General features: G+C 61.1%; 21 protein-coding genes and 1 tRNA gene. 11 read left to right on the top strand and 11 right to left on the bottom strand.

Translation table 11 applies throughout. The features are described 5' to 3' along the window. Positions 1–110: 110 nt before the first annotated feature. Positions 111–434 (bottom strand): ferredoxin FdxA, encoded by a 324-nt coding sequence (gene fdxA, locus KEM63_RS12560; RefSeq protein WP_093394281.1) that lies wholly within the window; start codon positions 432–434, stop codon positions 111–113. A 150-nt stretch (positions 435–584) separates the two neighbouring features. Then, positions 585–3,158, bottom strand: a complete 2,574-nt coding sequence (mutS, locus tag KEM63_RS12555; protein WP_223652134.1) for a DNA mismatch repair protein MutS — start codon at positions 3,156–3,158, stop codon at positions 585–587. A 95-nt stretch (positions 3,159–3,253) separates the two neighbouring features. Between mutS and KEM63_RS12550 the strand changes: the two genes are divergently transcribed. The 3 genes from KEM63_RS12550 (at position 3,254) to KEM63_RS12540 (ending at position 5,442) form a co-directional block, all read left to right on the top strand. Further along, entirely contained in the window at positions 3,254–3,772 is a 519-nt protein-coding gene (locus KEM63_RS12550; protein WP_223652132.1) for a CinA family protein, read from the top strand. 106 nt (positions 3,773–3,878) lie between these two features. Then, positions 3,879–4,919, top strand: a complete 1,041-nt coding sequence (gene recA / locus KEM63_RS12545; RefSeq protein WP_223652122.1) for a recombinase RecA — start codon at positions 3,879–3,881, stop codon at positions 4,917–4,919. A 79-nt stretch (positions 4,920–4,998) separates the two neighbouring features. Next, a complete protein-coding gene (locus KEM63_RS12540) occupies positions 4,999–5,442 on the top strand; it encodes a regulatory protein RecX (protein WP_223652120.1) in 444 nt (147 codons plus the stop codon). Here KEM63_RS12540 and KEM63_RS12535 read toward each other — a convergent pair. The 4 genes from KEM63_RS12535 to KEM63_RS12520 form a co-directional block, all read right to left on the bottom strand. Next, positions 5,402–6,490, bottom strand: coding sequence for an LOG family protein (locus KEM63_RS12535; protein ID WP_223652118.1), 1,089 nt, complete (start codon positions 6,488–6,490; stop codon positions 5,402–5,404). The genes KEM63_RS12540 and KEM63_RS12535 overlap by 41 nt on opposite strands. Positions 6,491–6,511: 21 nt before the next feature. After that, positions 6,512–7,915, bottom strand: coding sequence for an MBL fold metallo-hydrolase RNA specificity domain-containing protein (locus tag KEM63_RS12530; RefSeq protein ID WP_223652116.1), 1,404 nt, complete (start codon positions 7,913–7,915; stop codon positions 6,512–6,514). Between the two features lie 74 nt (positions 7,916–7,989). Beyond that, positions 7,990–8,388 (bottom strand): PA3611 family quorum-sensing-regulated virulence factor, encoded by a 399-nt coding sequence (locus tag KEM63_RS12525; RefSeq protein WP_223652114.1) that lies wholly within the window; start codon positions 8,386–8,388, stop codon positions 7,990–7,992. A 61-nt stretch (positions 8,389–8,449) separates the two neighbouring features. Then, positions 8,450–9,379, bottom strand: a complete 930-nt coding sequence (locus KEM63_RS12520) for a DMT family transporter (RefSeq protein WP_223652112.1) — start codon at positions 9,377–9,379, stop codon at positions 8,450–8,452. A gap of 204 nt (positions 9,380–9,583) precedes the next feature. On the opposite strand from KEM63_RS12520, the gene KEM63_RS12515 reads away from it, so the two are divergent. The 5 genes from KEM63_RS12515 (at position 9,584) to KEM63_RS12495 (ending at position 15,353) form a co-directional block, all read left to right on the top strand. Then, positions 9,584–10,240, top strand: a complete 657-nt coding sequence (locus KEM63_RS12515) for a response regulator transcription factor (protein WP_223652110.1) — start codon at positions 9,584–9,586, stop codon at positions 10,238–10,240. Between the two features lie 29 nt (positions 10,241–10,269). Next, positions 10,270–10,638 (top strand): diacylglycerol kinase, encoded by a 369-nt coding sequence (locus KEM63_RS12510; RefSeq protein ID WP_223652108.1) that lies wholly within the window; start codon positions 10,270–10,272, stop codon positions 10,636–10,638. 89 nt (positions 10,639–10,727) lie between these two features. Then, positions 10,728–14,225 (top strand): hybrid sensor histidine kinase/response regulator, encoded by a 3,498-nt coding sequence (locus KEM63_RS12505; protein ID WP_223652106.1) that lies wholly within the window; start codon positions 10,728–10,730, stop codon positions 14,223–14,225. 80 nt (positions 14,226–14,305) lie between these two features. Then, a complete protein-coding gene (locus KEM63_RS12500; RefSeq protein ID WP_223652104.1) occupies positions 14,306–15,040 on the top strand; it encodes an AzlC family ABC transporter permease in 735 nt (244 codons plus the stop codon). Beyond that, positions 15,027–15,353 carry an AzlD domain-containing protein gene (locus KEM63_RS12495; protein ID WP_223652102.1) on the top strand — a complete coding sequence of 109 codons (327 nt, stop codon included), beginning with the start codon at positions 15,027–15,029 and terminating at the stop codon, positions 15,351–15,353. Before KEM63_RS12500 ends, KEM63_RS12495 begins: the two co-directional genes overlap by 14 nt. 1 nt (position 15,354) lies before the next feature. On the opposite strand, the gene KEM63_RS12490 is transcribed toward KEM63_RS12495, so the two are convergent. From KEM63_RS12490 to KEM63_RS12480, 3 genes are all read right to left on the bottom strand, one after another. After that, positions 15,355–16,530, bottom strand: a complete 1,176-nt coding sequence (locus KEM63_RS12490; protein WP_223652100.1) for an MFS transporter — start codon at positions 16,528–16,530, stop codon at positions 15,355–15,357. Positions 16,531–16,611: 81 nt separating this feature from the next. Further along, positions 16,612–17,706 (bottom strand): metal-dependent hydrolase, encoded by a 1,095-nt coding sequence (locus tag KEM63_RS12485; RefSeq protein ID WP_223652097.1) that lies wholly within the window; start codon positions 17,704–17,706, stop codon positions 16,612–16,614. Between the two features lie 92 nt (positions 17,707–17,798). Beyond that, positions 17,799–18,488, bottom strand: coding sequence for a crotonase/enoyl-CoA hydratase family protein (locus KEM63_RS12480; RefSeq protein ID WP_223652095.1), 690 nt, complete (start codon positions 18,486–18,488; stop codon positions 17,799–17,801). 191 nt (positions 18,489–18,679) lie between these two features. Here KEM63_RS12480 and KEM63_RS12475 point away from each other — a divergent pair. Next, positions 18,680–18,770: transfer RNA gene (locus KEM63_RS12475), tRNA-Ser, on the top strand. Positions 18,771–19,262: 492 nt separating this feature from the next. On the opposite strand, the gene KEM63_RS12470 is transcribed toward KEM63_RS12475, so the two are convergent. Further along, complete coding sequence (locus KEM63_RS12470) at positions 19,263–20,012, bottom strand: MBL fold metallo-hydrolase (RefSeq protein WP_223652092.1); 750 nt, start codon at positions 20,010–20,012, stop codon at positions 19,263–19,265. Positions 20,013–20,035: 23 nt separating this feature from the next. Then, on the bottom strand, positions 20,036–20,455 hold the full coding sequence (locus KEM63_RS12465) for a hypothetical protein (protein ID WP_223652090.1): 420 nt from the start codon (positions 20,453–20,455) through the stop codon (positions 20,036–20,038). A gap of 191 nt (positions 20,456–20,646) precedes the next feature. Here KEM63_RS12465 and KEM63_RS12460 point away from each other — a divergent pair, with 191 nt between their 5' ends. Beyond that, positions 20,647–20,982 carry an ArsR/SmtB family transcription factor gene (locus KEM63_RS12460; protein WP_223652088.1) on the top strand — a complete coding sequence of 112 codons (336 nt, stop codon included), beginning with the start codon at positions 20,647–20,649 and terminating at the stop codon, positions 20,980–20,982. Continuing rightward, positions 20,979–21,410 carry a YeeE/YedE family protein gene (locus KEM63_RS12455; protein WP_223652086.1) on the top strand — a complete coding sequence of 144 codons (432 nt, stop codon included), beginning with the start codon at positions 20,979–20,981 and terminating at the stop codon, positions 21,408–21,410. The genes KEM63_RS12460 and KEM63_RS12455 overlap by 4 nt, the downstream gene beginning before the upstream one ends.

Raw genomic sequence — 21,410 nt, 5'->3', positions numbered from 1 at the left:
GGCACACAGGGAATGAAGAGTGGGCGGGTAACACCGCCCCTTTTTTTGCCTGCGATTTGCCCGGAAAACAAAAAAGGCCAGCTTTGAACTGGCCTTTTTGCGTTGCGCTATCAGCGCTCGAGATACTGCAGCTTGTCTGGCACGCCATCCCATTCTTCCGCATCAGGGAGCGCGTCTTTCTTCTCGGTGATGTTAGGCCATACATCGGCCAATTCCGCGTTCAGGGCGGTGAATTCCTGCTGATCCTCGGGGACTTCGTCTTCTGAGAAGATCGCGTTCGCCGGGCATTCGGGCTCGCACAGTGCGCAGTCGATGCACTCATCCGGATGGATGACCAGGAAGTTCGGACCTTCGTAGAAGCAATCGACAGGGCAGACCTCAACGCAATCGGTGTATTTGCACTTGATGCAGTTGTCGGTAACAACAAAAGTCATGGTGGGGGCTCCATCGGAATCAGGCGTGACGCAAATGTGGCGCGTAGTCTATCAGCTTTTACAGGGTGGTACAGAGCGCGGCAGAGCGTTTTACCCCTAGCCTACCGATCGCGGCGCGTTTAATGAAAATCAATATCATTCGCACCCTTTTCAGAGCATTTCCTCCTTCCATTTATAGATCAGCTCCAACGCCTGGCGTGGGGACAGTTCGTCCGGCTTCAGTCGCTGCAACTCATCCACCAGCGGATGTGAGGCGCTGGCGAACAGGTCGACCTGCAAGGGCTGGTTGGTCGAACCTGCCGTGGCGGCCTGCTGGCTGAGGCTCTGACGCTCCAAATTGGAAAGGTGTTCGCGGGCGCGCTCGATCACCGGTCGCGGCACGCCAGCGAGCTGAGCGACCTGCAAGCCGTAGCTCTGGCTGGCTGGCCCGGCCAGAACGGTGTGCAGGAAGACGATGCGGTCGTTATGCTCAGTAGCGTTCAGATGCACGTTGGCCACCCCGGGGTCGGTCTCTGCCAGCCCGGTGAGCTCGAAGTAGTGCGTGGCGAACAGCGTGAACGCACGCACACGGGCCAGGTATTCGGCGGCCGACCAGGCCAGCGACAGACCATCAAAGGTGCTGGTGCCCCGTCCGACCTCGTCCATCAGCACCAGGCTGGCCTCGGTCGCGTTATGCAGGATATTGGCGGTCTCGCTCATTTCGACCATGAAGGTCGAGCGGCCACCGGCGAGATCGTCGCTCGAGCCGATCCGCGTGAAGATTCGATCCATCAGAGACAGTTCGACCTGACCGGCAGGTACGTACGCGCCGATATGTGCGAGCAGCACGATCAACGCGGTCTGCCGCATGTAAGTCGACTTACCACCCATGTTCGGCCCGGTGATGACCAGCATGCGGATCTCCGGGTCGAGACACACGCCGTTCGCCACAAAGGGGCTATCCAGCACGTTCTCCACGACCGGGTGACGTCCCTGGTGGATGATCAGCTGACTATTGTCGACAAACTGCGGGCGGCAGTAGTCCAGCGTGCTCGCGCGCTCGGCCAGATTGGCCAACACATCCAGCTCGGCAAGACTGGCCGCGGTGTCCTGCAACGTCGCCAGGTCCTCGTTCAGACGGTTGATCAGCTCGTCATACAGTGCCTTTTCGCGTGCAAGGGCCCGGCTGCGTGCCGACAGCGCCTTGTCTTCGAAGGTCTTCAGTTCCGGTGTGATGAAACGCTCGGCGCCCTTGAGTGTCTGCCGTCGGATGTAGTCGGCAGGTGCCTGTGCAGCCTGGCCTCTGGACAGCTCTATGAAGTAGCCGTGGACACGGTTATAGCCGACCTTCAGCGTGTTCAGACCGGTCCGTTCGCGTTCTCTGACTTCCAGATCGAGGAGGTACTGCCCGGCGTTTTCGCTGATGTTCTGCAGGTCATCGAGTTCTGCGTCGTAGCCTGGCTTGATCACGCCGCCGTCGCGGATGACGGCGGGCGGATTGTCGATGACGGCGCGCTCCAGCAATGCGGCCAGTTCGGGATAGGTTCCGATGCTGGCGGCCAGGCTCCCAACGTGTGGTGACTGCACATCGACCAGCGACTGTTGCAGGCCGGGCAGGGCGCCGAGCGAGTCGCGCAACCGGGCGAGGTCGCGTGGCCGGGCCGAGCGCAGGGCGACCCGCGCAAGTATGCGCTCTATGTCGCCGATGCCCTTGAGCAATGGGTGGATATCTTCATGGCGGTGCTGGTCGAGCAGGGCTGCGATGCTTTCCTGGCGCGCCTGCAGAACGCGCATGTCGCGCAGTGGGCGGTTCAGCCACCGAGCCAACAGCCGGCTGCCCATCGCCGTGGCGGTACGGTCGAGTACATCGAGCAGGGTATTCTCGCGGCCGCCTCCCAGATTGCAGTCGATTTCCAGATTGCGACGGCTGGCGCCGTCGATCACTACGCTGTCCTCGAAGCGCTCCTGAACCAGTCCGCGCAAGTGTGGCAGGGCGGTGCGCTGGGTTTCGCGTGCATAACCCAGCAATGCGCCCGCCGCAGCCAGTCCAAGCGTGAGATCGGCGCAGCCGAAACCGGCCAGATCCTTGGTGCCGAATTGCTGGGTGAGGCTTTTGAAGGCGCTGTCCTGATCGAACTCCCAGGGCGCGCGGCGTCGTACGGCCCGCCGTCGCTCGATCGGCGTGTCGGTTTCCCAGTCATCGGGAATCAGCAGCTCGGCCGGCGCCAGGCGTTCCAGTTCGCCCAGGAGCGTCTCCCAACCCGCGAACTCCGTGGCCACGAAGCGGCCGCTGTTGATATCCAGCGTGGCCAGACCGAATCGCCGCTCGCTGCCGACCAGCGCGGCAAGCAGGTTGTCGCGGCGTTCGTCGAGCAGTGCTTCGTCACTTACGGTGCCAGGCGTGAGGATGCGAACTACCTGACGCTCGACCGGTCCCTTGCTGGTAGCAGGGTCGCCGATCTGCTCGCAGATCACCACCGATTCGCCCAGCTTGACCAGTCTCGCCAGGTACCCTTCGGCAGCGTGAAAGGGGATGCCGGCCATGGGTATCGGCGAGCCACCTGACTGGCCGCGGGCGGTCAGCGTTATGTCCAGCAGGCGGGCGGCTTTTTTCGCGTCGTCAAAGAACAACTCGTAAAAATCGCCCATGCGGTAGAACAGCAACTGATCAGGATGGTGCTGTTTGATGCTGAAATATTGCTGCATCATTGGCGTGTGGCTGGCGGATTTCTCGGCGCGGCTCATGAATATCTCTGATCGATGAATGCGGTGGGCAAAGACGGCCTAGTCTACGCAAAGCCGCCTTGGCTTTTAAGCGCAAAATGAGAGGTGCAACAACGATGTCCCAATACGATCCTCTGATCGACTCCGTCGCGGCGCGGCTGGGCAATGGCTTGCGCCGGCTGGGGCTGAAAGTCACCGTGGCCGAGTCCTGCACCGGCGGCGGCATCGCCGAGGCGATCACCCGCGTCAGCGGCAGCTCGGGGTGGTTCGAAACCGGTTTCATCACCTACGCCAACAGCAGCAAGACGCGCTGGCTTGGTGTCAGCGAAGAAGATTTGGCCAGGCATGGGGCGGTCAGCGAACAGGTGGTTCGCGCAATGGCGCAGGGCGCGCTCGACGCGGCGGAAGCCGACCTGGCGGTGGCGGTCAGCGGTGTTGCCGGTCCGGAAGGGGGTACGCCCGAAAAGCCGGTAGGCACCGTCTGGTTCGCCTGGGCTGTCCGCGACCGTGGTGTGTTTGCGCACTGCAAACGCCTGCAGGGCAGTCGCAAGGAAGTGCGCGCGCATACTGTGCTCAAGGCGCTCGAAGGTCTGGTGATCGAGGTCGAGCGGGCCCTGGCGGCACGCTCGTCGTAAGGCGCCAAAAGGGGGTAGGCGGGGAAAAAGTTCTGTGGAATAATACTGACCAAATATACAGTAGTTCCCGGGCGCTCGGCACCCGCCACTTCCAAGAGGATGCACAATGGACGACAACAAAAAGAAGGCGCTTTCCGCGGCTTTGAGTCAGATTGAACGTCAGTTTGGCAAGGGCGCGGTGATGCGCATGGGCGACCATGAGCGGATGGCGATTCCTTCCATCTCCACCGGTTCGCTGGGGCTGGACATTGCCCTGGGCCTCGGCGGCCTGCCGAAGGGACGTATCGTCGAGATCTACGGCCCCGAGTCGTCGGGTAAAACCACATTGACCCTCTCGGTGATCGCGCAGGCGCAGAAGAAAGGCGCTACCTGCGCGTTCGTCGACGCGGAGCACGCGCTCGATCCGGAATACGCTGCCAAGCTGGGCGTAAATGTCGATGATCTGCTGGTCTCGCAGCCGGATACCGGTGAGCAGGCGCTGGAAATCACCGATATGCTGGTGCGTTCCAATGCCGTTGACGTGATCATCGTCGACTCTGTTGCTGCGCTGGTACCCAAGGCCGAGATCGAAGGCGAGATGGGCGACCACCACGTCGGCGTGCAGGCGCGCCTGATGTCTCAGGCGCTGCGCAAGATCACCGGTAACATCAAGAACGCCAACTGTCTGGTGATCTTCATCAACCAGATTCGCATGAAGATCGGCGTCATGTTCGGCAATCCGGAAACCACCACCGGCGGTAACGCGCTGAAGTTCTATTCATCGGTTCGTCTGGATATCCGTCGCACCGGCGCGGTGAAGGAAGGCGACGAGGTGGTCGGTAGCGAAACCCGGGTCAAGGTCGTCAAGAACAAGGTCGCTCCGCCTTTCCGCCAGGCCGAGTTTCAGATTCTCTACGGCACCGGCATCTATCATAACGCCGAGATCATCGACCTTGGCGTGCAGATCGGCCTGGTCGAGAAAGCGGGCGCCTGGTACAGCTACAAGGGCAGCAAGATCGGACAGGGCAAGGCCAATGCGGCCAAGTATCTGGAAGAGAACCAGGCGATCGCCGAAGAAATCGAGAAGGCGATCCGTGAACAGCTTCTGCCCAAGCCAAGCAAGCCCGGTGCGTCGGTAGTCGAAGACAGCGCCGAAATCGACGCCTGAAGCAGAACCCGGGGCGCCTTCCCACGGGCGCCCCGGTTAGATTCTATCCTTCCCCTATCCCCGTTTCGGCAGACCGCCCATGTTCCGTCGAACCACGCTCGAAACGCCGCAGGCTATCCGCCGCTCGGCCATGGATCTGCTTGCTCGTCGCGAACACAGCCGCAGCGAGCTGTCGCGCAAGCTCCGCCAGCGCGGCGCTCCATCCGGTCTGGCCGATGTCGAACTGGACAAGCTCGAAGAGGACGGCCTGCTGAGCGACGAGCGCTTCTGTGAAGCGTACGTGCACGCAAGAAGTCAACGTGGCTATGGACCTGTTCGCCTGCGTGAAGAGCTGCGCCAGCGCGGCGTGGCGGACTATCTGATTGACGCCATACTCGGCGACGCAGCCTACGACTGGAATGAGCTGGCCGGCCGGACCTTCGAGAAACGCTTCCCTGAAGGCAGGGCGACCGATATGAATGAGCGCAGCAAGCAGCTGCGCTTCATGCAGTATCGCGGGTTTGCTGGTTTTCCGGACGATTGATCCAGTCGATTAGGCCGCGCAATCGGCCATGATTCCTGCCATTGAACACGAAACTCAGCCGCACCAGGTTGGCCAGTTCTGGCTCGTCGGCTTCAGCTCCGCTCGGTGTCGTCTGAATGAACCCTGGCGTGCGGCAGATATCCGCGTAGGTGTCCTGTAGATGGGCCAGTGCGCTTTCGGTCAGTGCCCGATTGAGTCGCATGACGTAGCTGCCATCTACCCAACGTGCAGAGTGATAGTTGCTGTAGAAATCCAGGATGTGATCCATCGCATCTGCGGGTGAATCGACCAGTGTCATCAGGTTCAGATCGGTTTCCAGAATGTAGCCGTTCGCGCAGAGCTGTTCCCTGAAGAACGCCATCAGGCTTTCCCAATATCGGCCGCCGGGCACATCCAGCAGGATGACAGGGACAATCGGGCTCTTGCCGGTTTGGATCAGCGTGAGCAGCTCGAGGGTTTCATCCAGCGTACCGAAGCCGCCAGGACACAGGATCAACGCTTCTGCTTCCTTGACGAAGAACAGCTTGCGCAGAAAGAAGAACTTGAAAGACAGGTCGTGCTCGGTGCCGTTGACGACGTCATTCGAACGCTGCTCGAAGGGAAGTGTGATGTTGAACCCGAGGCTGTTGTCCAGCCCGGCGCCTTCGTGCGCAGCCGCCATGATGCCTGCACCAGCGCCGGTGATGGTCATGAAATCGTTCGCTGCCAGTAACCGGCCCATTTCCCTGGCGATGACGTAGAGATCGTGACTGACCGGTGTTCGCGCGGAGCCGAAGACCGTGACCTTGCGCCGCCGTTTGAACAGTTCGAGTCGGGCGAAGGCGGCTTCCAGTTCACGAATGGTCTGCAGCATGATCTTTGCGTCCCAGCGGTTACGCTCGGCCTGGGCCATACGCACGATGGCCAGCACCATTTCGCGATAGAGCTCGGCCATGTCCTGGCTACCATGACTATCACGGATCAGATCATCGACCCTGCCCTGAATCCCCGGCGCGCCGGTATTCAAATGTCGATTGAGATAATCGACGTCGCCCGGATCATCGGACATCGGTGTCTCCTCCAGAGGGCGCTAGAACGAAATGGATTCGCCCAGCTCGGGAATGTGTGCAGGCCAGCCGAGGCGGGTTTCCACTGCCTGGGCGAGTGCCTCGCTACGGGACAGCTCCCCGTGGACGAGATACACCTGCGGTCTGGTGTTGAAATGGCTGAGCCAGTCAATAAGCTGACTTTGTCCGGCATGTGCCGAGAACCCGCCCAGCGTATGGATCTGTGCCTTGACTGCAAATGTCTGGTGAAGAATGCGCAGCCGCTTATCGCCATCAACCAAACGGCGGCCGGGAGTGCCGGCGGCCTGAAACCCCGGCATGATGACATGGCATTCCTCGCGCCAGATGTTGTGCTTGAAGTGATGCATGATCCGGCCCCCTGTGCACATGCCGGCCCCTGCGATAATGATGGCGCCGCTGGTAATCCGGTTTATGGCCATGGACTCCTTGGGCGTCGGTGTGCACTTGAGCACCGGTAGCCAGCTGGTCAGTTTGCCGTCCGCGGTCTGGCCTATCAGCGCGCGATCATCGTCACTGAAATGGTGATGATACCGATCGTAGATCTCAGTCGCGGCGATGGCCATCGGGCTGTCGAGAAAAACTGCGCGCTGTTTCAGCGTGCCGGCCTGATAAAACTTGCCCAGGTAATACAGCAGGTCCTGGGTACGGCCTACGGCGAACGCTGGAATGAGCACATTGCCGCCCTGCTTCCAGGCAAGATCGAGAATACCCTGTAGCTCCTCGAGCGTATCCTCTCGGTTGCGATGATCGCGGTCGCCGTAGGTTGATTCCAGCAATACGATATCGGCACTGTTGATCGTTTCCGGGTCCCGCAACAGCGGTGATCCAGGCCCGCCCAGGTCGCCGGAAAATACCAGCCGCCGTGTCCTGCCGTGGTCTTCGTGCACTGCGATTTCAACGGTGGCTGAACCTAGAATATGGCCGGCTTCGCGAAAGGTCAGTTCGATCCCCGGGGCGACCATGGTGGGCTGCGCGTATGGCAACGGTTGGCGCAGCTCAAGCGCGGCAAGGGTGTCGGGCAGGGTATACAGCGGCTGGACAGGCGGCCGGCCGGAGCGCTGTCGCCATCGATTCTCCCATTCGGCGTCGCGTTCCTGCAGGTTGGCTGAGTCCTTGAGCATCAGTGCGAGCAGGTCGGCGGTATCATGCGTGGTATAGATGGGGCCCGCGTAGCCCTCCGCGACCAGCCGGGGGAGCATGCCCGAATGATCAAGGTGAGCATGCGAGACCACCACTGCATGCAGCGATCGGGGATCGAAGCGAAAGTGATTCCGGGCAGCGCGATCTTCCTTCCGGCCTCCCTGGGACATGCCGCATTCGAGCAGCACCCTGGCCCCATTGGCCTCGATCAGATAACAGGAGCCGGTAACCTGGCGAACCGCGCCGTGAAATGTAAGTTGAGCCATGGGCATCTCCCTGAGCAGAAGCGACAGTATTGCCGCTCCGGCTGCCCGTTTCGCTGACCTGGATCAGGGATGGATCAGAGTTGCTGGCAATGCTCGGCAATGAAGCTTTGGGTCAGCACCGGCTGGGTGCTGCCAGTGAGCACGAAGTGATAGCTGAGCGTGGCGCCCATGTCCATCAGCCGACGTAAGCGCTGATCGGCACAGACACTCGCTTGTAGCTGAGTCCTGACCACCAGAGGGTCCGCCTGCAACTGCTCGGCGTAGTCAGGTGCAACGGATAGAAAGTTGATCAGTTCCGTGCCGCTCACGGTCAACCCTTCGTCGGTGATCTGCTCGTTCATCTGGCGTGGCCGGTCCCTGTTGTTCTGCTCGGCGACGTTCTGCAGCGTCTGCTCCAGTTGCGCTTCGCGCAGGGATGCGGCAGACAGCGATGTCGCGAGCAGCATAGTCAGGACCAGCAGCGGTAAGCGCATGAATTCTCTCCAGGTGACGTGTACACGATGTGAGACTCCACTGCCGCGGCGTGGTTCGCTATCAGTGGTGGCCGGCCGGTTCCTGTTGCACTGGCACCACCTGCCGACGCTTTTCCACGTACAGCGGCACCAGCTGAGCAACCAGCATCCCCGCCAGCATCAGCACACAACCGAACAGGCCACGCAGGCTGATGGTTTCATCGAGGATCAGCCAGGCGAACAGCGCCGCGAACACCGCCTCGAGACTGAGTATCACCGCAGCGTGTGACGTGATCGCATCCTTCTGCGCAACGACCTGTAGCGTGAAGCCGACGCCAACAGCCAGGAGCCCCCCATACAGAACGGCAGGAAGCGACAGTTGTATTGCTGTCCAGCTGATCTCCTCGAAGGTGACGGCCAGCATCAGACTGATGACTGCGCATACCACGAACTGTACGAAGGCCACCTTGATGGCATCGAAGCGACTGGCCAATGCGCCTACCAGTAACACATGCACCGCCCAGCAGCACGCGCCCAACAGTTGCAGCCAGTCGCCGGACGCGACCTTGTAATGCTCGTTGATGCTGAGCATGAGCATGCCGATGAGCGCCAGCAACGCCCCCACCCAGGTACCCGAGCCTGTGCGCATGCCTATCAGCAAACCGAATACCGGAACCAGGATGACGTACAGGCCGGTAATGAAGCCGGAATTGGTGACACTGGTGAACATCAGGCCGATCTGCTGCAGATTGATGCCCAGCGTCAGAACCAGACCCAGTACAAGGCTGCCGCCAAGCATCGACCGGCTGAATCCGCCGGTTTGTACGCCGCCGCCGGGGCGTACCCACAGCACCAGTGGCAGCACGGCCAGTGCACCGAGCAGAAAGCGCAGCCCGGTGTAGAGGAACGGGCCGATGTGCTCCATCCCGAGAGTCTGGGCAATGAAGGTGCTGCCCCAGATGAGGGCAGTGAGGATCATCAGCGCGTCGGCGCGGTAGGCTCGCAGATTCATGTTACGTCCGGGTTGGAAACAGCCGGCCATTATGCGCGTTGCCGTCTACGCCAGACAGATACAGTCGCCGCTGTTTTCTGTGTGCAAGAGCAAGATGCTCGCGAAGTAAATTGACGTGAGGGGTCTTGAATGGCACGCTTCGAAGGCTGTACCCGAAACACCAATTTGTCTCATAAAAATAACATTCGAGTCGGGAAACAAGGCATGGGCGAGACCTATGAGATTTTGATCGCGGACGATCACCCATTGTTTCGCAGTGCTCTGCGCCAGGCATTGAGCACCGGACTGGACGCCGCGACCACGCTGACGGAGGCGGGAAGCATCAGCGAGTTGCAGACGCTGTTGGATCAGCGCAGCGATTGGGATCTGGTGCTGCTGGATCTGAATATGCCCGGGGCCTACGGCTTTTCCGGGCTCGTGTTGATTCGCGGGCAGTATCCGCAGGTTCCGGTGGTGGTCATTTCCGCACTGGAGGAGCCCGCGGTTTACCAACGGGCCCGCGATTTTGGCGCCAGCGGCTTCATTCCCAAGTCCTCGTCACTTGAAGGCATCCAGCTGGCCGTGCGCGAGGTGCTTGACGGCGGGGTGAGCTGGCCGAATGAAGCCGACGCCGCCGGCCCGCTGTCGGACGACGAGCAGGAAATCAGCGCTCAGCTTGCCAGCCTGACGCCGCAGCAGTTTCGCGTACTGACCATGGTCTGCGATGGCCTTCTGAACAAACAGATTGCCTACGAACTCAGTGTGTCTGAGGCGACCGTGAAGGCCCACGTTACGGCCATCTTTCGCAAACTGGGTGTGCGTACGCGCACCCAGGCTGCGCTTGCCCTGCAGCACATGGAGCTGGCGAGGGCAGTGCATTGATCAAACAACCGGCCGAGCGAGTCGATGTAATGGAAAACCCCCACAAGGGCGTTACCGGGGTGCGCCGAATCTGGCGCGCCATGGGGTATTCCTGGGACGGTCTGATCGTGGCCTACCGCGGCGAAGCTGCCTTTCGTCAGCTGGTATGGCTTGCCATGGTGCTGGTCCCGCTGGCCTTCGTAGTGCCGGTCAGCCCGCTGGAACGCGCGCTGCTGATTGCCTGCGTGCTGTTCTCGCTGGTGGTCGAGCTGCTCAACTCGGCGATCGAGGCCGCAATCGACCGCATCTCGCTCGAGCGTCATCCTCTCTCCAAGGCGTCGAAGGACATGGGCAGCGCCGCACAGATGATCAGCCTGATCATCATTGCCGTTGTCTGGGGTCTGGTCCTGGCAGGCTGATGTTCGACTTAGGTATTAGCGCGACGCTCTGGGCAAAGCCGCCTCGCTTTGCCAGACTGGCGCTTTGATCCTGGATGCTCGGGCTGAACATGACCCTCTCCGGCGGCCTGGTCGCCAGTGTCTTCATTTTCTACATGGCAGTGCTGTTCGCGATCGCTTTCTGGGGAGACCGCCGAACCACTGAATTCAACCCGCGCCTGCGCGTCTGGATCTACAGCCTCTCACTGGCGGTGTGGTGTACCAGCTGGACATTCTTCGGTGCGGTCGGCATGGCCTCCGGCCAGTTATGGGGCTTTCTTCCGATCTACCTTGGCCCGGTGATTCTGTTCCTGTTCGGCTGGCGGCTCTACGCGCGCATGATCGCCATCAGCAAGCAGGAAAACATCACCTCGATCGCCGACTTCATCGCCTCTCGTTACGGCAAGTCCCAGGCACTGGCTGTCGCCGTGACGCTGCTATGCCTGGTCAGCGTGCTGCCCTACATTGCGCTGCAGCTCAAGGGTATCGTGCTGGGCTACAGCCTGCTCAGCGCGCCCGGGGTCCTGCAGGGCTTTCCGGCGGATGAGGCGACCGGCGCAGAAGACACCGCCCTGATCGTCACGCTCGTGCTGGCACTGTTCACTATTCTCTTTGGCACGCGCAGCCTGGATGCGACTGAGCACCACCGCGGCATGATGCTGGCGATCGCGTTCGAGTCGCTGGTCAAGCTGCTGGCCTTCCTGGCGGTCGGCGCGTTTGTCACCTTCGGTCTGTTCGGCGGATTCGCCGACCTGGTGGAGCGCGCCAGATCCAGTGCCGAGCTGGCAGACTACTGGGAGCGACAGACGCACCTGACCAGCCTGTTGTTTCAGACCTTCATCGCGGTGCTGGCCTTTCTGTGTCTGCCCCGCCAGTTTCAGGTCACCGTGGTGGAGAACAACGAGCCGGGTGACCTACGCCTGGCGCGATGGGTATTTCCTGCGTATCTGGTACTGGCTGGCCTGTTCGTCATACCGATCAGCCTGGCCGGGCAGATGACGCTGGGCCCGGCAACCAGTCCGGACTCCTACGTCATCAGCATCCCGCTGCTCGAGGGACATCCCATTCTGGCGCTGCTGGCTTTTCTGGGCGGTGCGTCGGCTGCCACGGGCATGGTGATCGTCGCGGCCATAGCTCTGAGTACCATGGTCTCCAACGATGTGGTGCTGCCGCTTCTGCTGCGCAGCAAAAACAGGCCGGAACACTCCTATGAGGAGTTTCGCGGATGGCTGCTCAACGTACGGCGCACCAGCATTCTGGTGATCCTGCTGCTTGCCTACGTGGTCTACCGGCTTATCGGATCGGCGGGAAGCCTGGCCAACATCGGCCAGTTGGCCTTCGCTGCGATTGCTCAGCTGGCACCGGCGATGTTCGGTGCGTTGTTCTGGAAGCAGGCCAATCGCTCCGGCGTGTTCGCCGGGCTCGGTGTCGGGATCACCCTGTGGCTCTATCTGCTCATCCTGCCACTGGTCGGCAACGGAATGGGCTGGAATCTGTACGGCTGGCCCGGCATCGAGGCGCTGCACGCCAATTCATTCGGCCTGCCAGTGGATGCCATCACCCTTGGCAGCCTGATCGCGCTGGCCTGTAATGCGATGTTCTTCGTGGTGGTGTCGCAGGGCAGTCGTACCCGCGTGCTCGAGCATTGGCAGGCCAGCCGGTTCGTCAGCCAGGACGGTCAGCACGCGGCCGACGGGCCCAGTCGAGCGTTGCTTTGGGTGATGGTCGAAGATCTTCTGGCTCTGGCCTCTCGGTTCGTGGGTGAAGAGCGTGCGCAGGCCGCCTTTCGTCGCTACGCCGAGGTGCAGGGGGCCAGTTTCTCCACCAGTCAGGCTGCAAACAGCGGCTGGATAAGTCATACCGAACGTCTGCTGGCGGGGGTCCTGGGAGCGTCGTCGGCCCGGGTGGTGGTAAAGGCGGCAATCGAAGGACGGGACATGCACTTCGACGACGTGGTACGCATCGTCGACGAAGCCTCCGAGGTGCTGCAGTTCAACCGGGGCCTGTTGCAGGGAGCGATCGAGAATATCACCCAGGGCATCAGCGTGGTGGACAAGGAGCTTCGGCTGGTAGCCTGGAACCGCCGCTACCTGGACATGTTCGAGTACCCCGAAGGCCTCATCGCGATCGGCCGGCCGGTGGCCGACATCATCCTCTGCAATGCCCAGCGCGGGCTCTGCGGCCCGGGTGACCCACAGACCCACGTCGATAAGCGCATCACCTGGATGAAGCACGGCACCGCGCATCGCTCCGAGCGCCTGTTCCCCAACGGCCGGGTGATAGAGATCATCGGTAATCCGATGCCTGGAGGCGGTTTTGTCATGAGCTTCACCGACATCACCGCGTTTCGCGAAGCGGAGCAGGCGCTCAAGGAATCCAACGAAGGCCTTGAGCAGCGGGTTGCCGAGCGTACCCACGAACTGTCGGAACTGAACCAGGCGCTGCTGCGCGCACAGGCTCAGACCGAGCGCACTGCGCAATCCAAGAGCCGCTTTCTCACCGCGGTCAGTCACGATCTGATGCAGCCGCTCAACGCGGCGCGGCTGTTCTCGGCGTCGCTGGCACACCAGCCGAATCTGCCGCCGGACGCTGAGGAACTGGTGCAGCATTTGGATACATCGCTGCGCTCGGCAGAAGACCTGATATCGGATCTGCTCGATATTTCGCGGCTGGAAGCCGGCCGGATCAAACCGGAATGGAGTGACTTCCCCCTGGAAGAGCTGTTCGAGCCATTGCGCGTGGAATTCGGCGCGCTGGCGGCTGAACAGAAGGTTGACCTGCGGGTACACGGTTCGCGTCTGCGGGCGCGTAGCGACATGCGGCTGCTTCGCCGCATCTTGCAGAACTTCCTCACCAACGCGTTTCGCTATGCCGGGCGGTCTCGCGTGGTGCTCGGTGTTCGACGGGCCGACAATCGGGTTCGCATCGAAGTGTGGGATCAGGGACCGGGAATTCCGCGGGACAAGTTGCAGGTGATTTTCGAGGAGTTCCAGCGGCTGGACAGCCATCGCACCCAGGCCGAAAAAGGCCTCGGCCTTGGCCTGGCGATCGCCGATGGCTTGTGCCGGGTACTCGGCCACGAGTTGAACGTGCGGTCCTGGCCGGGACGCGGCTCGGTATTCAGTGTCACGCTGCCGATAGCACAGTTTGGTCAGCGTCCGGCCAGGCAGGCAGCCGCGCAGCCAGCTCCCGCGCTGGTCGGCGCACAGGTTCTGTGCATCGACAATGAACCGAACATTCTCACCGGCATGAACAGCCTGCTCGGGCGCTGGCAGTGCCATGTGGCGATTGCCCGTGATCGCGCCGATGTGGCAGCGCTGCTGGACAAGGGCTTCGTGCCACAGCTGGTGCTGGTCGACTATCACCTGGACGGGGGCGATACCGGTACCGATCTGATGCAGTGGCTACGAGAGCAACTGGGGCACGACCTGCCGGGCGTGGTCATCAGCGCCGACGGTCGCAGCGAGCTGATCACGCGTATTCGCCTGGCCGGGCTGGACTATTTGTCCAAGCCGGTCAAACCGGCGGCGCTGCGTGCGTTGATCAGCCGCTACGTCACCCTTCATTAGTGCTGTTATCCGGTAACTGTATCTTGCTCGGCCTCATTCCCGGCTGGTAGCGTGACCGACCTTTTCCAGGTCAGCAGATCATGTCCTCCCGCTTAACCCAGTCCCTCGCAGGCGCCCGCGATACGTTGCCCATGCTGGTAGGCGCGTTGCCGTTCGGCATCATCTTCGGCACGCTCGCAACCTCGTCAGGATTGTCGGTGGCGGCGACCCTGGCAATGTCGGCACTGGTATTCGCGGGTTCCGCGCAATTCATTGCGATCGGCCTGATCGCATCGGGTACGGGCCTCTTCGTGATCTTTCTGACGACCCTGATCGTCAATCTGCGGCACATGCTCTACAGTGCCAGCCTGCTGCCCTACGTGCGTCACCTCCCGCAGCGCTGGCGGGTGCCTTTGGCCTTCTGGCTGACCGATGAGACCTTTGCCGTGGTACACCGGCATTTCATACTTCATCCCGCAGAAGGCGAGAGCAGGCAGTGGTACTTCCTTGGCTCATGCATTGCCATGTACAGCAACTGGGTGGCCTGCACCCTGATCGGCGTGATGCTGGGGCACGCTCTACCCGGCATGGCGGGGTGGGGGCTGGATTTTGCCATGGTCGCCACGTTCATAGGCATTGTCGTGCCGTCGCTACGCAGTCGTCCGATGATCGCTGCGGCGCTGGTTGCTGGTGCAGTGGCGGTTGCAGGGCACGCGCTTCCCTACAAGCTGGGACTGATGCTCGCTGCGTTGTGCGGGGTGGCTGCAGGCATGGTCGCTGCTCGGCTGGCGAGTGGGAAGCCAAGCGATCGGGAGGTGCTCGATGAGCGGATATGAATGGTTGTTGATCGGCGGCATGGCTCTGATCACCTTCGCCATCCGCTATGCGCTGTTCGCCGTGGGTCACCGCGTACGCTTCAACCCCTGGGTCAGTCAGGCACTCACCTTTGTCCCGGTTGCGGTGCTAACCGCAATCATCGTGCCGGCGATGGTCATGCCTGACGGTCAGACACTGCGCTTGTCCCTCGACAATGCCTACCTGATTGGCGGTCTCGCGGCCGTGGTCATAGCCGCCAGATGGCGTAATCTGCTGGCCACCATCGCTGGCGGCATGGTGTTCTTTTTTCTCTGGCGCTGGCTGCGCGGCTGACTTACCAGATCCAGGCGCGCTTGCTGCGGATGGCGACGATCATCAGGCTGACCGCTGCGATGGAGATCAATACGGTGAAGCCCAGCACGGTCTTGCCAAAGCCCAGCTGGTCGCTGACGAAGCCAACGCTCAGTACGACTGTCGCCATGGTCAGATAGGCCATGAGGTAAAAGGCCGAGATGATGCTGCCGCGCTCATTGGGTGGCGCAACATTGCTGATTGAGGCGACCGCCACTACCCCGGTGCAGCCGGCACCGACCGCGGTGCCCAGCGTCGCCAGGGCGAACAGCCAGGGCGAGCTGGTGAGCACCGCGCCGGCCATCGCCACCAAGCCAAGTATCAGCATGCCGGGACCGGCGATCAGCAACCGGTTGACCGGCTGGCGCTGGCAGGCGAACTGCGTCATCCCGGCGGCCAACTGCCAGGCTGCGGCGAACAAGCCGGCAATCGCCCGGTCATCAATGCCCACCAGATAGCGGGCGAGTGACGGGCCCAGCGAGGCGTACAGACTGCCGGTTGACCAGGCCAGGCAGATTGCAGCAGCGCAGAAGATGAACGCACCCAGCAGTTCTCTGGGCACCTTGACGGTAGTCGGACGCCAGGCTCGCAGGCTGAAGCCCTCCATGCGCTGGCCCACGCCGGCGGGCCAGGGCGCGGTGAGCATGAGGATGATCGCGCCGGCGCTGAGCAGGATCACCACGAAAAACGGCCAGACATCGGCTCCCGCGCCGAAGCGCAATGCCATCGAGCTGACCGTAGGCCCGGCGAAGGCCCCCAATGTGAAGAACAACGCAGAAAGCGTCGCGGCCCGGGTCCAGTTGCCATCGGGCTCCAGCTCCACCAGTGCCGCTGACGCCGCCCCCGTGACGATACCGGTGCCGACGCCGGTCAGCACCCGGGCGACGCCCAGACCGACGATGCTTTCGGCCAGCAGGAACGCCACACCGCCGGCCAGGATGAACAACAGTCCCGGTATCATCATCTGCCGCCGGCCGAGCTTGTCAGACAGTGAGCCGAGCGTAAGAAGCGTGGTCACCACGCCGAGGACGTAGATCGAGAAGACGCCGGTCAGCGCCGCAGAAGAAAAGCCCCATTGTGCCTGCCAGAACGAATACAACGGCGTTGGCAGGTTGCTCGCGAAAATGGTGGTGAAGATCGCCATCAGCGCCGCTGACATGGCCAGCGTTCGTGAGGGCGTTACAGAGGGCGGGGCGGTATCGCCGGGCATAATCGGTGCGCCTGGAAAAAGTCGCACCTATTATTGCAGAGGCGAGCCCGAAGCGCGCCCCTGAAGTCCACTCGGCTCCGCGCCGGCGTTCAGATCGGCCGCCAACTCCGCAAGCGAGAGGCGATAGCTCGGGTCGATCGCGCGTCTCCAGAGATCGCGCAGCCGGCTATAGTCTGCCTCCGGTACAGGCCAGTGCTCGGTGTCAGCAATGATCTGGCGCTCGCCTGCCTTCGTTTCCCTGGCCAGGGCAAAGCGGAACGGGTGATAGCCGGTCATGCCCAGGCGCAGGTCCGTGACCACCCAGTGATTGTCGATCAGGTCATAGCGGAGGGTGTCGCGGGTGAACCAGCGCAGTCTGTGATGTTGCGGCGAGGTCAGCAAGGCTTGCTGTCCATCGGTTGCATGGCGAGGGAGGCGTTCAAGCGGCGGGGGTGCGTCGTCCAGCCAGCCGACCAGTCCTTCGTAATAATCATCGCCATCGACTGCCACGACGCGCCACAGCAGCGTATTGAACGGCGTCGGCGAGCTGAACACGTGGTCAGGTTCGATCTCGGCAAGCGCTAGCGCCTGCTCAAGGCGATCCTCGGCCATGTGCTTCCCTGCCAGGGTGCTGAACAGGTAAAGCGTACTGAGCGCGAGAGCACCATACTGCCATCGCAAGCCGCTGCGCCCGAGCCCGATCAACAGACCGGCAATAACGGCGACGAGCAAGGGGACGGTGTAGAGCGGATCGATGATGAAAATACTGGAAATCGCCACCGGCGGGGTGGTCAGAGGCCAGAATAACTGGGTCCCGTAGGTGGTGAATGCGTCGAGCGATACATGCGTCAACAATACCAGCGCAATGCAGGTGAAAAGCCTTCCGGCACTATAGCGGGCGTCAGGGAACAGCCGCCTCGTCACCCACGTGAGCAGCACCGCCAGCGTCCCCAGCACGAATACCGAGTGACTGAAGCCGCGATGGTAGGTCATGTCCGCCACTGCATCGCCGAAGTCGACCAGTACGTCCATATCCGGCAGTGTGCCGAGCAGGGCGCCGTACACCAGCGCCCTGCGTCCCTGGAATCGGCCGAGCACTGCGCCTTGAACCGAAGCCCCGAGAACCGCCTGCGTTAACGAATCCATGTGTCTCTCCACGTCGGATGCCAAAGCATACCGAAGTGGCAGGCGCTTGGGGCGCTGTTTTCGCTACGATTCGTGTCGACGAACCAGCTGTTTCAGAGGCTGTGCTGCTTGTCGATTTCGATCGACTGGTCGAGCAGCTCCAGCAGCGCCTTGCGGCTCTTGCGCTTGGTATTGCGATGGGCGCCCATGTTCAATTTGGTCAGTGCCGTGGCGATCTTTGCCACCTCGCGCTCGAACAGTTCAGGCGCCACGACCTTGTCGAGAAACCCTGCGCTGACTGCATCCGCCGGATCGAACATCTCGGCATTGATCACCGAGCGATTGAAGGCCGCCGGCGTCAGCCGCGCGCGTGCCAGCTCGATGCCGACGTGGTGCATGGTCATGCCAATCGCCACTTCGTTCAGGCCGATCTTGAACGGCCCTTCGACGCCGATACGGTAGTCGGCGGACAGCAATAAAAAAGCGCCCTTGGCCACGGCATGCCCGGTACAGGCGACCACCACAGGGTAGGGGTGAGCGAGCATCCGACGGGCGAGCGTGGAGCCCGCCGCAACCAGGCTCCTGGCCGAATCGGCGCTCGCGGTCATTACCTTCAGATCATAGCCACCGGACAGGATGCCCGGCTTACCTGACAGAACGACTACCGCCTTGTCCTGCTCGGCGCGATCCAGCGCCTGATTCAGCGCTTCGACCACCTCGGGCGATACTGCGTTGACCTTGCCGTTATCCAGCGCCAGATACGCCACACCGTCGGCCAGACGATAGGAAACCAATTCGCTCATGAAAACTCCTTGCTGATGATCGCGCCGGTACGGCCGCTGGTAGGAGGAGTGTACCAAGTAAAAAATGACCGGCGAGTGCTACACCCAACCGCCTGTACCGAAACGATAAATGCCCAGAAAAGCGTTTGCCAAAGCCACCCAATTTCGGTACATTGGCGCGCCTTGGAGCAGGCCTGCCCGCTTCAGGATCCGGAGAGATGTCCGAGTGGCTGAAGGAGCACGCCTGGAAAGTGTGTATACGTTAATAGCGTATCGAGGGTTCGAATCCCTCTCTCTCCGCCAGACATGGTTGTAAATCAAGGGCTTCCAAATGTTCTTGCTTTATACCCAACAAAATACCCCACATCCTGAAAATGGCTGTTTGGGGTATTTTTTTGTCTCCGTTTCGGCGGGTTCGTGGACTGGTCGCTATGTCCATTGCCGCAGCCCCTTCAGGCAGGTAGGGATCTTAGCTCTTCAATCTCAGTACCGGGCGCTGATTTCCGGTGTCGTGAGCACATGGCTGAGCTGCGTCAGCGGCGCTCCGATGCCGAATCCGCCGTCCGATCGATCCAATCTGGCGAAGCCGGAGCTGTTTCGTCGGCCGGCGAAAGGTCCTCCTGATCAAGCTGGCAAATCGTACATTCCTGATTATCCGGCCTGTTGGTTTCGACATAGCGAACACGTCGAGTGGCCGCTAGCCTGTCTGCCGCTACGCGAAACCGAGGTCGATCAGCGTTTTTCATATGTTCCTCCACGGCTTCATTAGCCGACACGGCGTTGGCAACGTTAGGCTCAGCCTTGTGGGCTGTGCTCAATTTGCTCGCAATATCGACGGAGGTTATCCGTCAGGTCAGGTGGGCATACGCCGCACTGGCGATTGCCAGGCACGGCGTGGTCAATGAATTTGGGATATGGCAGGTTCAATCCGTCCATGATCTCCTTGAAGCGTTCCAGCGATATCGCTTCGCCTAGCCGAGGGTTGCGACGCTTTTCCTGGGCAATGGTCGAGACTCGACGGTCCTGATAGTCATGAGCGGGGTATACCAGCGTATCGTCCGGGAGCGCGAACAGCTTCTGGCGGACACTCTCGAACAGATCGTCCGCGTTACCGTTCTGAAAGTCCGTACGGCCGCATCCATCGATCAGCAGTGCGTCGCCGGTGAACAGCCGATCATCCAGCAAATAAGCGAAGTGACCGTCGGTATGACCCGGGGTGTGGATGGGTTGCAATCGCAAATTGCCCACGACGAGATCCTTGCCTTCTTCTACACCAACGTCGGTGCAGGGTAACGCATCGATCTCTGGGGCCGCGATGAGCGACCCTGTTCTCTTTTTCAGCTCCAATCCTGCGGTGATGTGGTCCGCATGAATGTGAGTATCGAGAGAGCACGCCAGCGTCAAACCCAGCCGAGCCAACTCGGCTAAATCCCGGTCTACGGCAGATATGACCGGGTCTATCAGGACGGCTTTTCCGGCTTCCTCGCACCCCAGGAGGTAGGTGTAGGTTGAGGATACGGGTTCGAACAGCTGGCGAAAGATCATGTTGGCCTCATCGTGCTGATTGGTTAGCGGGTCTGGCTGTCAAGCTCGGAGAGCAAGGCAAAATTTTCCCGGTCGATCTCGCCGCGGGTCCGCACTCCCTGTCGCCGCAGAATCGACAATGGTGGGCACCAGCCCTGTATGCCGTGTTGGAGCAGAAAGGGCAGCACGATCCCCGGCAACAGAAACCATTTTCTGCTGACCGTCAGACCCAGCACCAGACCGGACAGGGCCAGGGTCGATGCGTTGACCTCCAGCATTCGTTCAACGTCCCATTCCCGATCGAGCTCTTCGATGCGCTCTCTGATTTCGTTTTCGCTGCGGCTCCGGAAGCGTTGAATATTGTCGTCCGTTTGTCGGTCGATGCGAGAATTGATCTCGCTCGCTGTTGACCGACGCACACGATCGGCCCGGTCGTTTGACGCCGGGTTATGAGCTGAAGACATGGTGAGCTCCTAGTCGAGGTCGCAGTGCGTGCTGCGACATGAATGAAAGGAAATAGCCCTCATTTCTCCGAAAGCCGGCCCTCGGTGGTGTTCCGTCAGAGCTTCCGAGCGCGACGAGTGGGGCAAAACGATATATTGAAATATATATTGATATTGCGTATTGTCAAGTTCGCATGAGAGAGGGCTTCAACATGACGGCATCGACAATAGATATAACGGAGCTTCGCAAATCCGCCGGCGAGGCATGTTCGTTGCTCAAAGTGCTTGCCAACCCCGAGCGTTTACTTCTGCTGTGTCAGATGACCCAGGGTGAACACGCTGTGTCCGAGCTGGCTGCAGCAACGGGCGTGGAGCAACCAACCTTGTCGCAGCAATTGACGGTGTTGCGGCTCAACGGGTTGGTGGCCACACGGCGAGAGGGCAAACAGGTGTACTACAGCATCACCAGCCAGAAGGCGCTGCATGTGATGCAAGTGCTCTACACACTCTACTGTCAGCAAGGGCATAACGAAGAGGAAGTGACATGACTATAGACTGGTTGAACTTCACCCCCTGGGCCTCACTGGCGGGCGGCATGTTGATTGGACTGGCTGCAGCCATGTTCATCCTGCTCAATGGACGCATCGCCGGCATCAGCGGGGTCATTGGCGGGCTGCTACGTCCGGCAAGGGGGGACGTGCTCTGGCGGGTGGCATTTATCGCCGGATTGATAGTGGCACCTCTGGTGTACGCGAACGCCTTCACATTGCCGCCAGTCGAGGTCAATGCCAGCGTGGCGATGCTCGTCGTTGCCGGCTTGCTGGTAGGGGTGGGCACCCGCTATGGCTCGGGCTGTACCAGCGGTCACGGGGTGTGCGGGCTGTCGCGCCGGTCGCCGCGTTCGCTGGTGGCGACCCTGGCGTTCATGGCTAGTGGTTTCCTCACTGTCTATGTCACGCGTCATCTGCTGGGTTGA

It is taken from the genome of Halopseudomonas nanhaiensis (assembly GCF_020025155.1).
GTDB classification, from domain to species: Bacteria; Pseudomonadota; Gammaproteobacteria; order Pseudomonadales; family Pseudomonadaceae; genus Halopseudomonas; species Halopseudomonas nanhaiensis.
This window is presented reverse-complemented; position numbering and strand designations above follow the sequence as displayed.

What these genes read in the sequence shown, in the direction of transcription:
- KEM63_RS12510 (WP_223652108.1), top strand. Translation starts at nt 10,270, where the DNA reads ATGGAAAACCCCCACAAGGGCGTTACCGGGGTGCGCCGAATCTGGCGC.
- KEM63_RS12505 (WP_223652106.1), top strand. Translation starts at nt 10,728, where the DNA reads ATGACCCTCTCCGGCGGCCTGGTCGCCAGTGTCTTCATTTTCTACATG.
- KEM63_RS12455 (WP_223652086.1), top strand. Translation starts at nt 20,979, where the DNA reads ATGACTATAGACTGGTTGAACTTCACCCCCTGGGCCTCACTGGCGGGC.
- KEM63_RS12540 (WP_223652120.1), top strand. Translation starts at nt 4,999, where the DNA reads ATGTTCCGTCGAACCACGCTCGAAACGCCGCAGGCTATCCGCCGCTCG.
- KEM63_RS12495 (WP_223652102.1), top strand. Translation starts at nt 15,027, where the DNA reads ATGAGCGGATATGAATGGTTGTTGATCGGCGGCATGGCTCTGATCACC.
- KEM63_RS12520 (WP_223652112.1), bottom strand. Translation starts at nt 9,379, where the DNA reads ATGAATCTGCGAGCCTACCGCGCCGACGCGCTGATGATCCTCACTGCC.
- KEM63_RS12500 (WP_223652104.1), top strand. Translation starts at nt 14,306, where the DNA reads ATGTCCTCCCGCTTAACCCAGTCCCTCGCAGGCGCCCGCGATACGTTG.
- recA (WP_223652122.1), top strand. Translation starts at nt 3,879, where the DNA reads ATGGACGACAACAAAAAGAAGGCGCTTTCCGCGGCTTTGAGTCAGATT.
- KEM63_RS12490 (WP_223652100.1), bottom strand. Translation starts at nt 16,530, where the DNA reads ATGTCAGCGGCGCTGATGGCGATCTTCACCACCATTTTCGCGAGCAAC.
- KEM63_RS12460 (WP_223652088.1), top strand. Translation starts at nt 20,647, where the DNA reads ATGACGGCATCGACAATAGATATAACGGAGCTTCGCAAATCCGCCGGC.
- KEM63_RS12465 (WP_223652090.1), bottom strand. Translation starts at nt 20,455, where the DNA reads ATGTCTTCAGCTCATAACCCGGCGTCAAACGACCGGGCCGATCGTGTG.
- KEM63_RS12480 (WP_223652095.1), bottom strand. Translation starts at nt 18,488, where the DNA reads ATGAGCGAATTGGTTTCCTATCGTCTGGCCGACGGTGTGGCGTATCTG.
- KEM63_RS12470 (WP_223652092.1), bottom strand. Translation starts at nt 20,012, where the DNA reads ATGATCTTTCGCCAGCTGTTCGAACCCGTATCCTCAACCTACACCTAC.
- KEM63_RS12550 (WP_223652132.1), top strand. Translation starts at nt 3,254, where the DNA reads ATGTCCCAATACGATCCTCTGATCGACTCCGTCGCGGCGCGGCTGGGC.
- mutS (WP_223652134.1), bottom strand. Translation starts at nt 3,158, where the DNA reads ATGAGCCGCGCCGAGAAATCCGCCAGCCACACGCCAATGATGCAGCAA.
- fdxA (WP_093394281.1), bottom strand. Translation starts at nt 434, where the DNA reads ATGACTTTTGTTGTTACCGACAACTGCATCAAGTGCAAATACACCGAT.
- KEM63_RS12515 (WP_223652110.1), top strand. Translation starts at nt 9,584, where the DNA reads ATGGGCGAGACCTATGAGATTTTGATCGCGGACGATCACCCATTGTTT.
- KEM63_RS12485 (WP_223652097.1), bottom strand. Translation starts at nt 17,706, where the DNA reads ATGGATTCGTTAACGCAGGCGGTTCTCGGGGCTTCGGTTCAAGGCGCA.
- KEM63_RS12530 (WP_223652116.1), bottom strand. Translation starts at nt 7,915, where the DNA reads ATGGCTCAACTTACATTTCACGGCGCGGTTCGCCAGGTTACCGGCTCC.
- KEM63_RS12535 (WP_223652118.1), bottom strand. Translation starts at nt 6,490, where the DNA reads ATGTCCGATGATCCGGGCGACGTCGATTATCTCAATCGACATTTGAAT.
- KEM63_RS12525 (WP_223652114.1), bottom strand. Translation starts at nt 8,388, where the DNA reads ATGCGCTTACCGCTGCTGGTCCTGACTATGCTGCTCGCGACATCGCTG.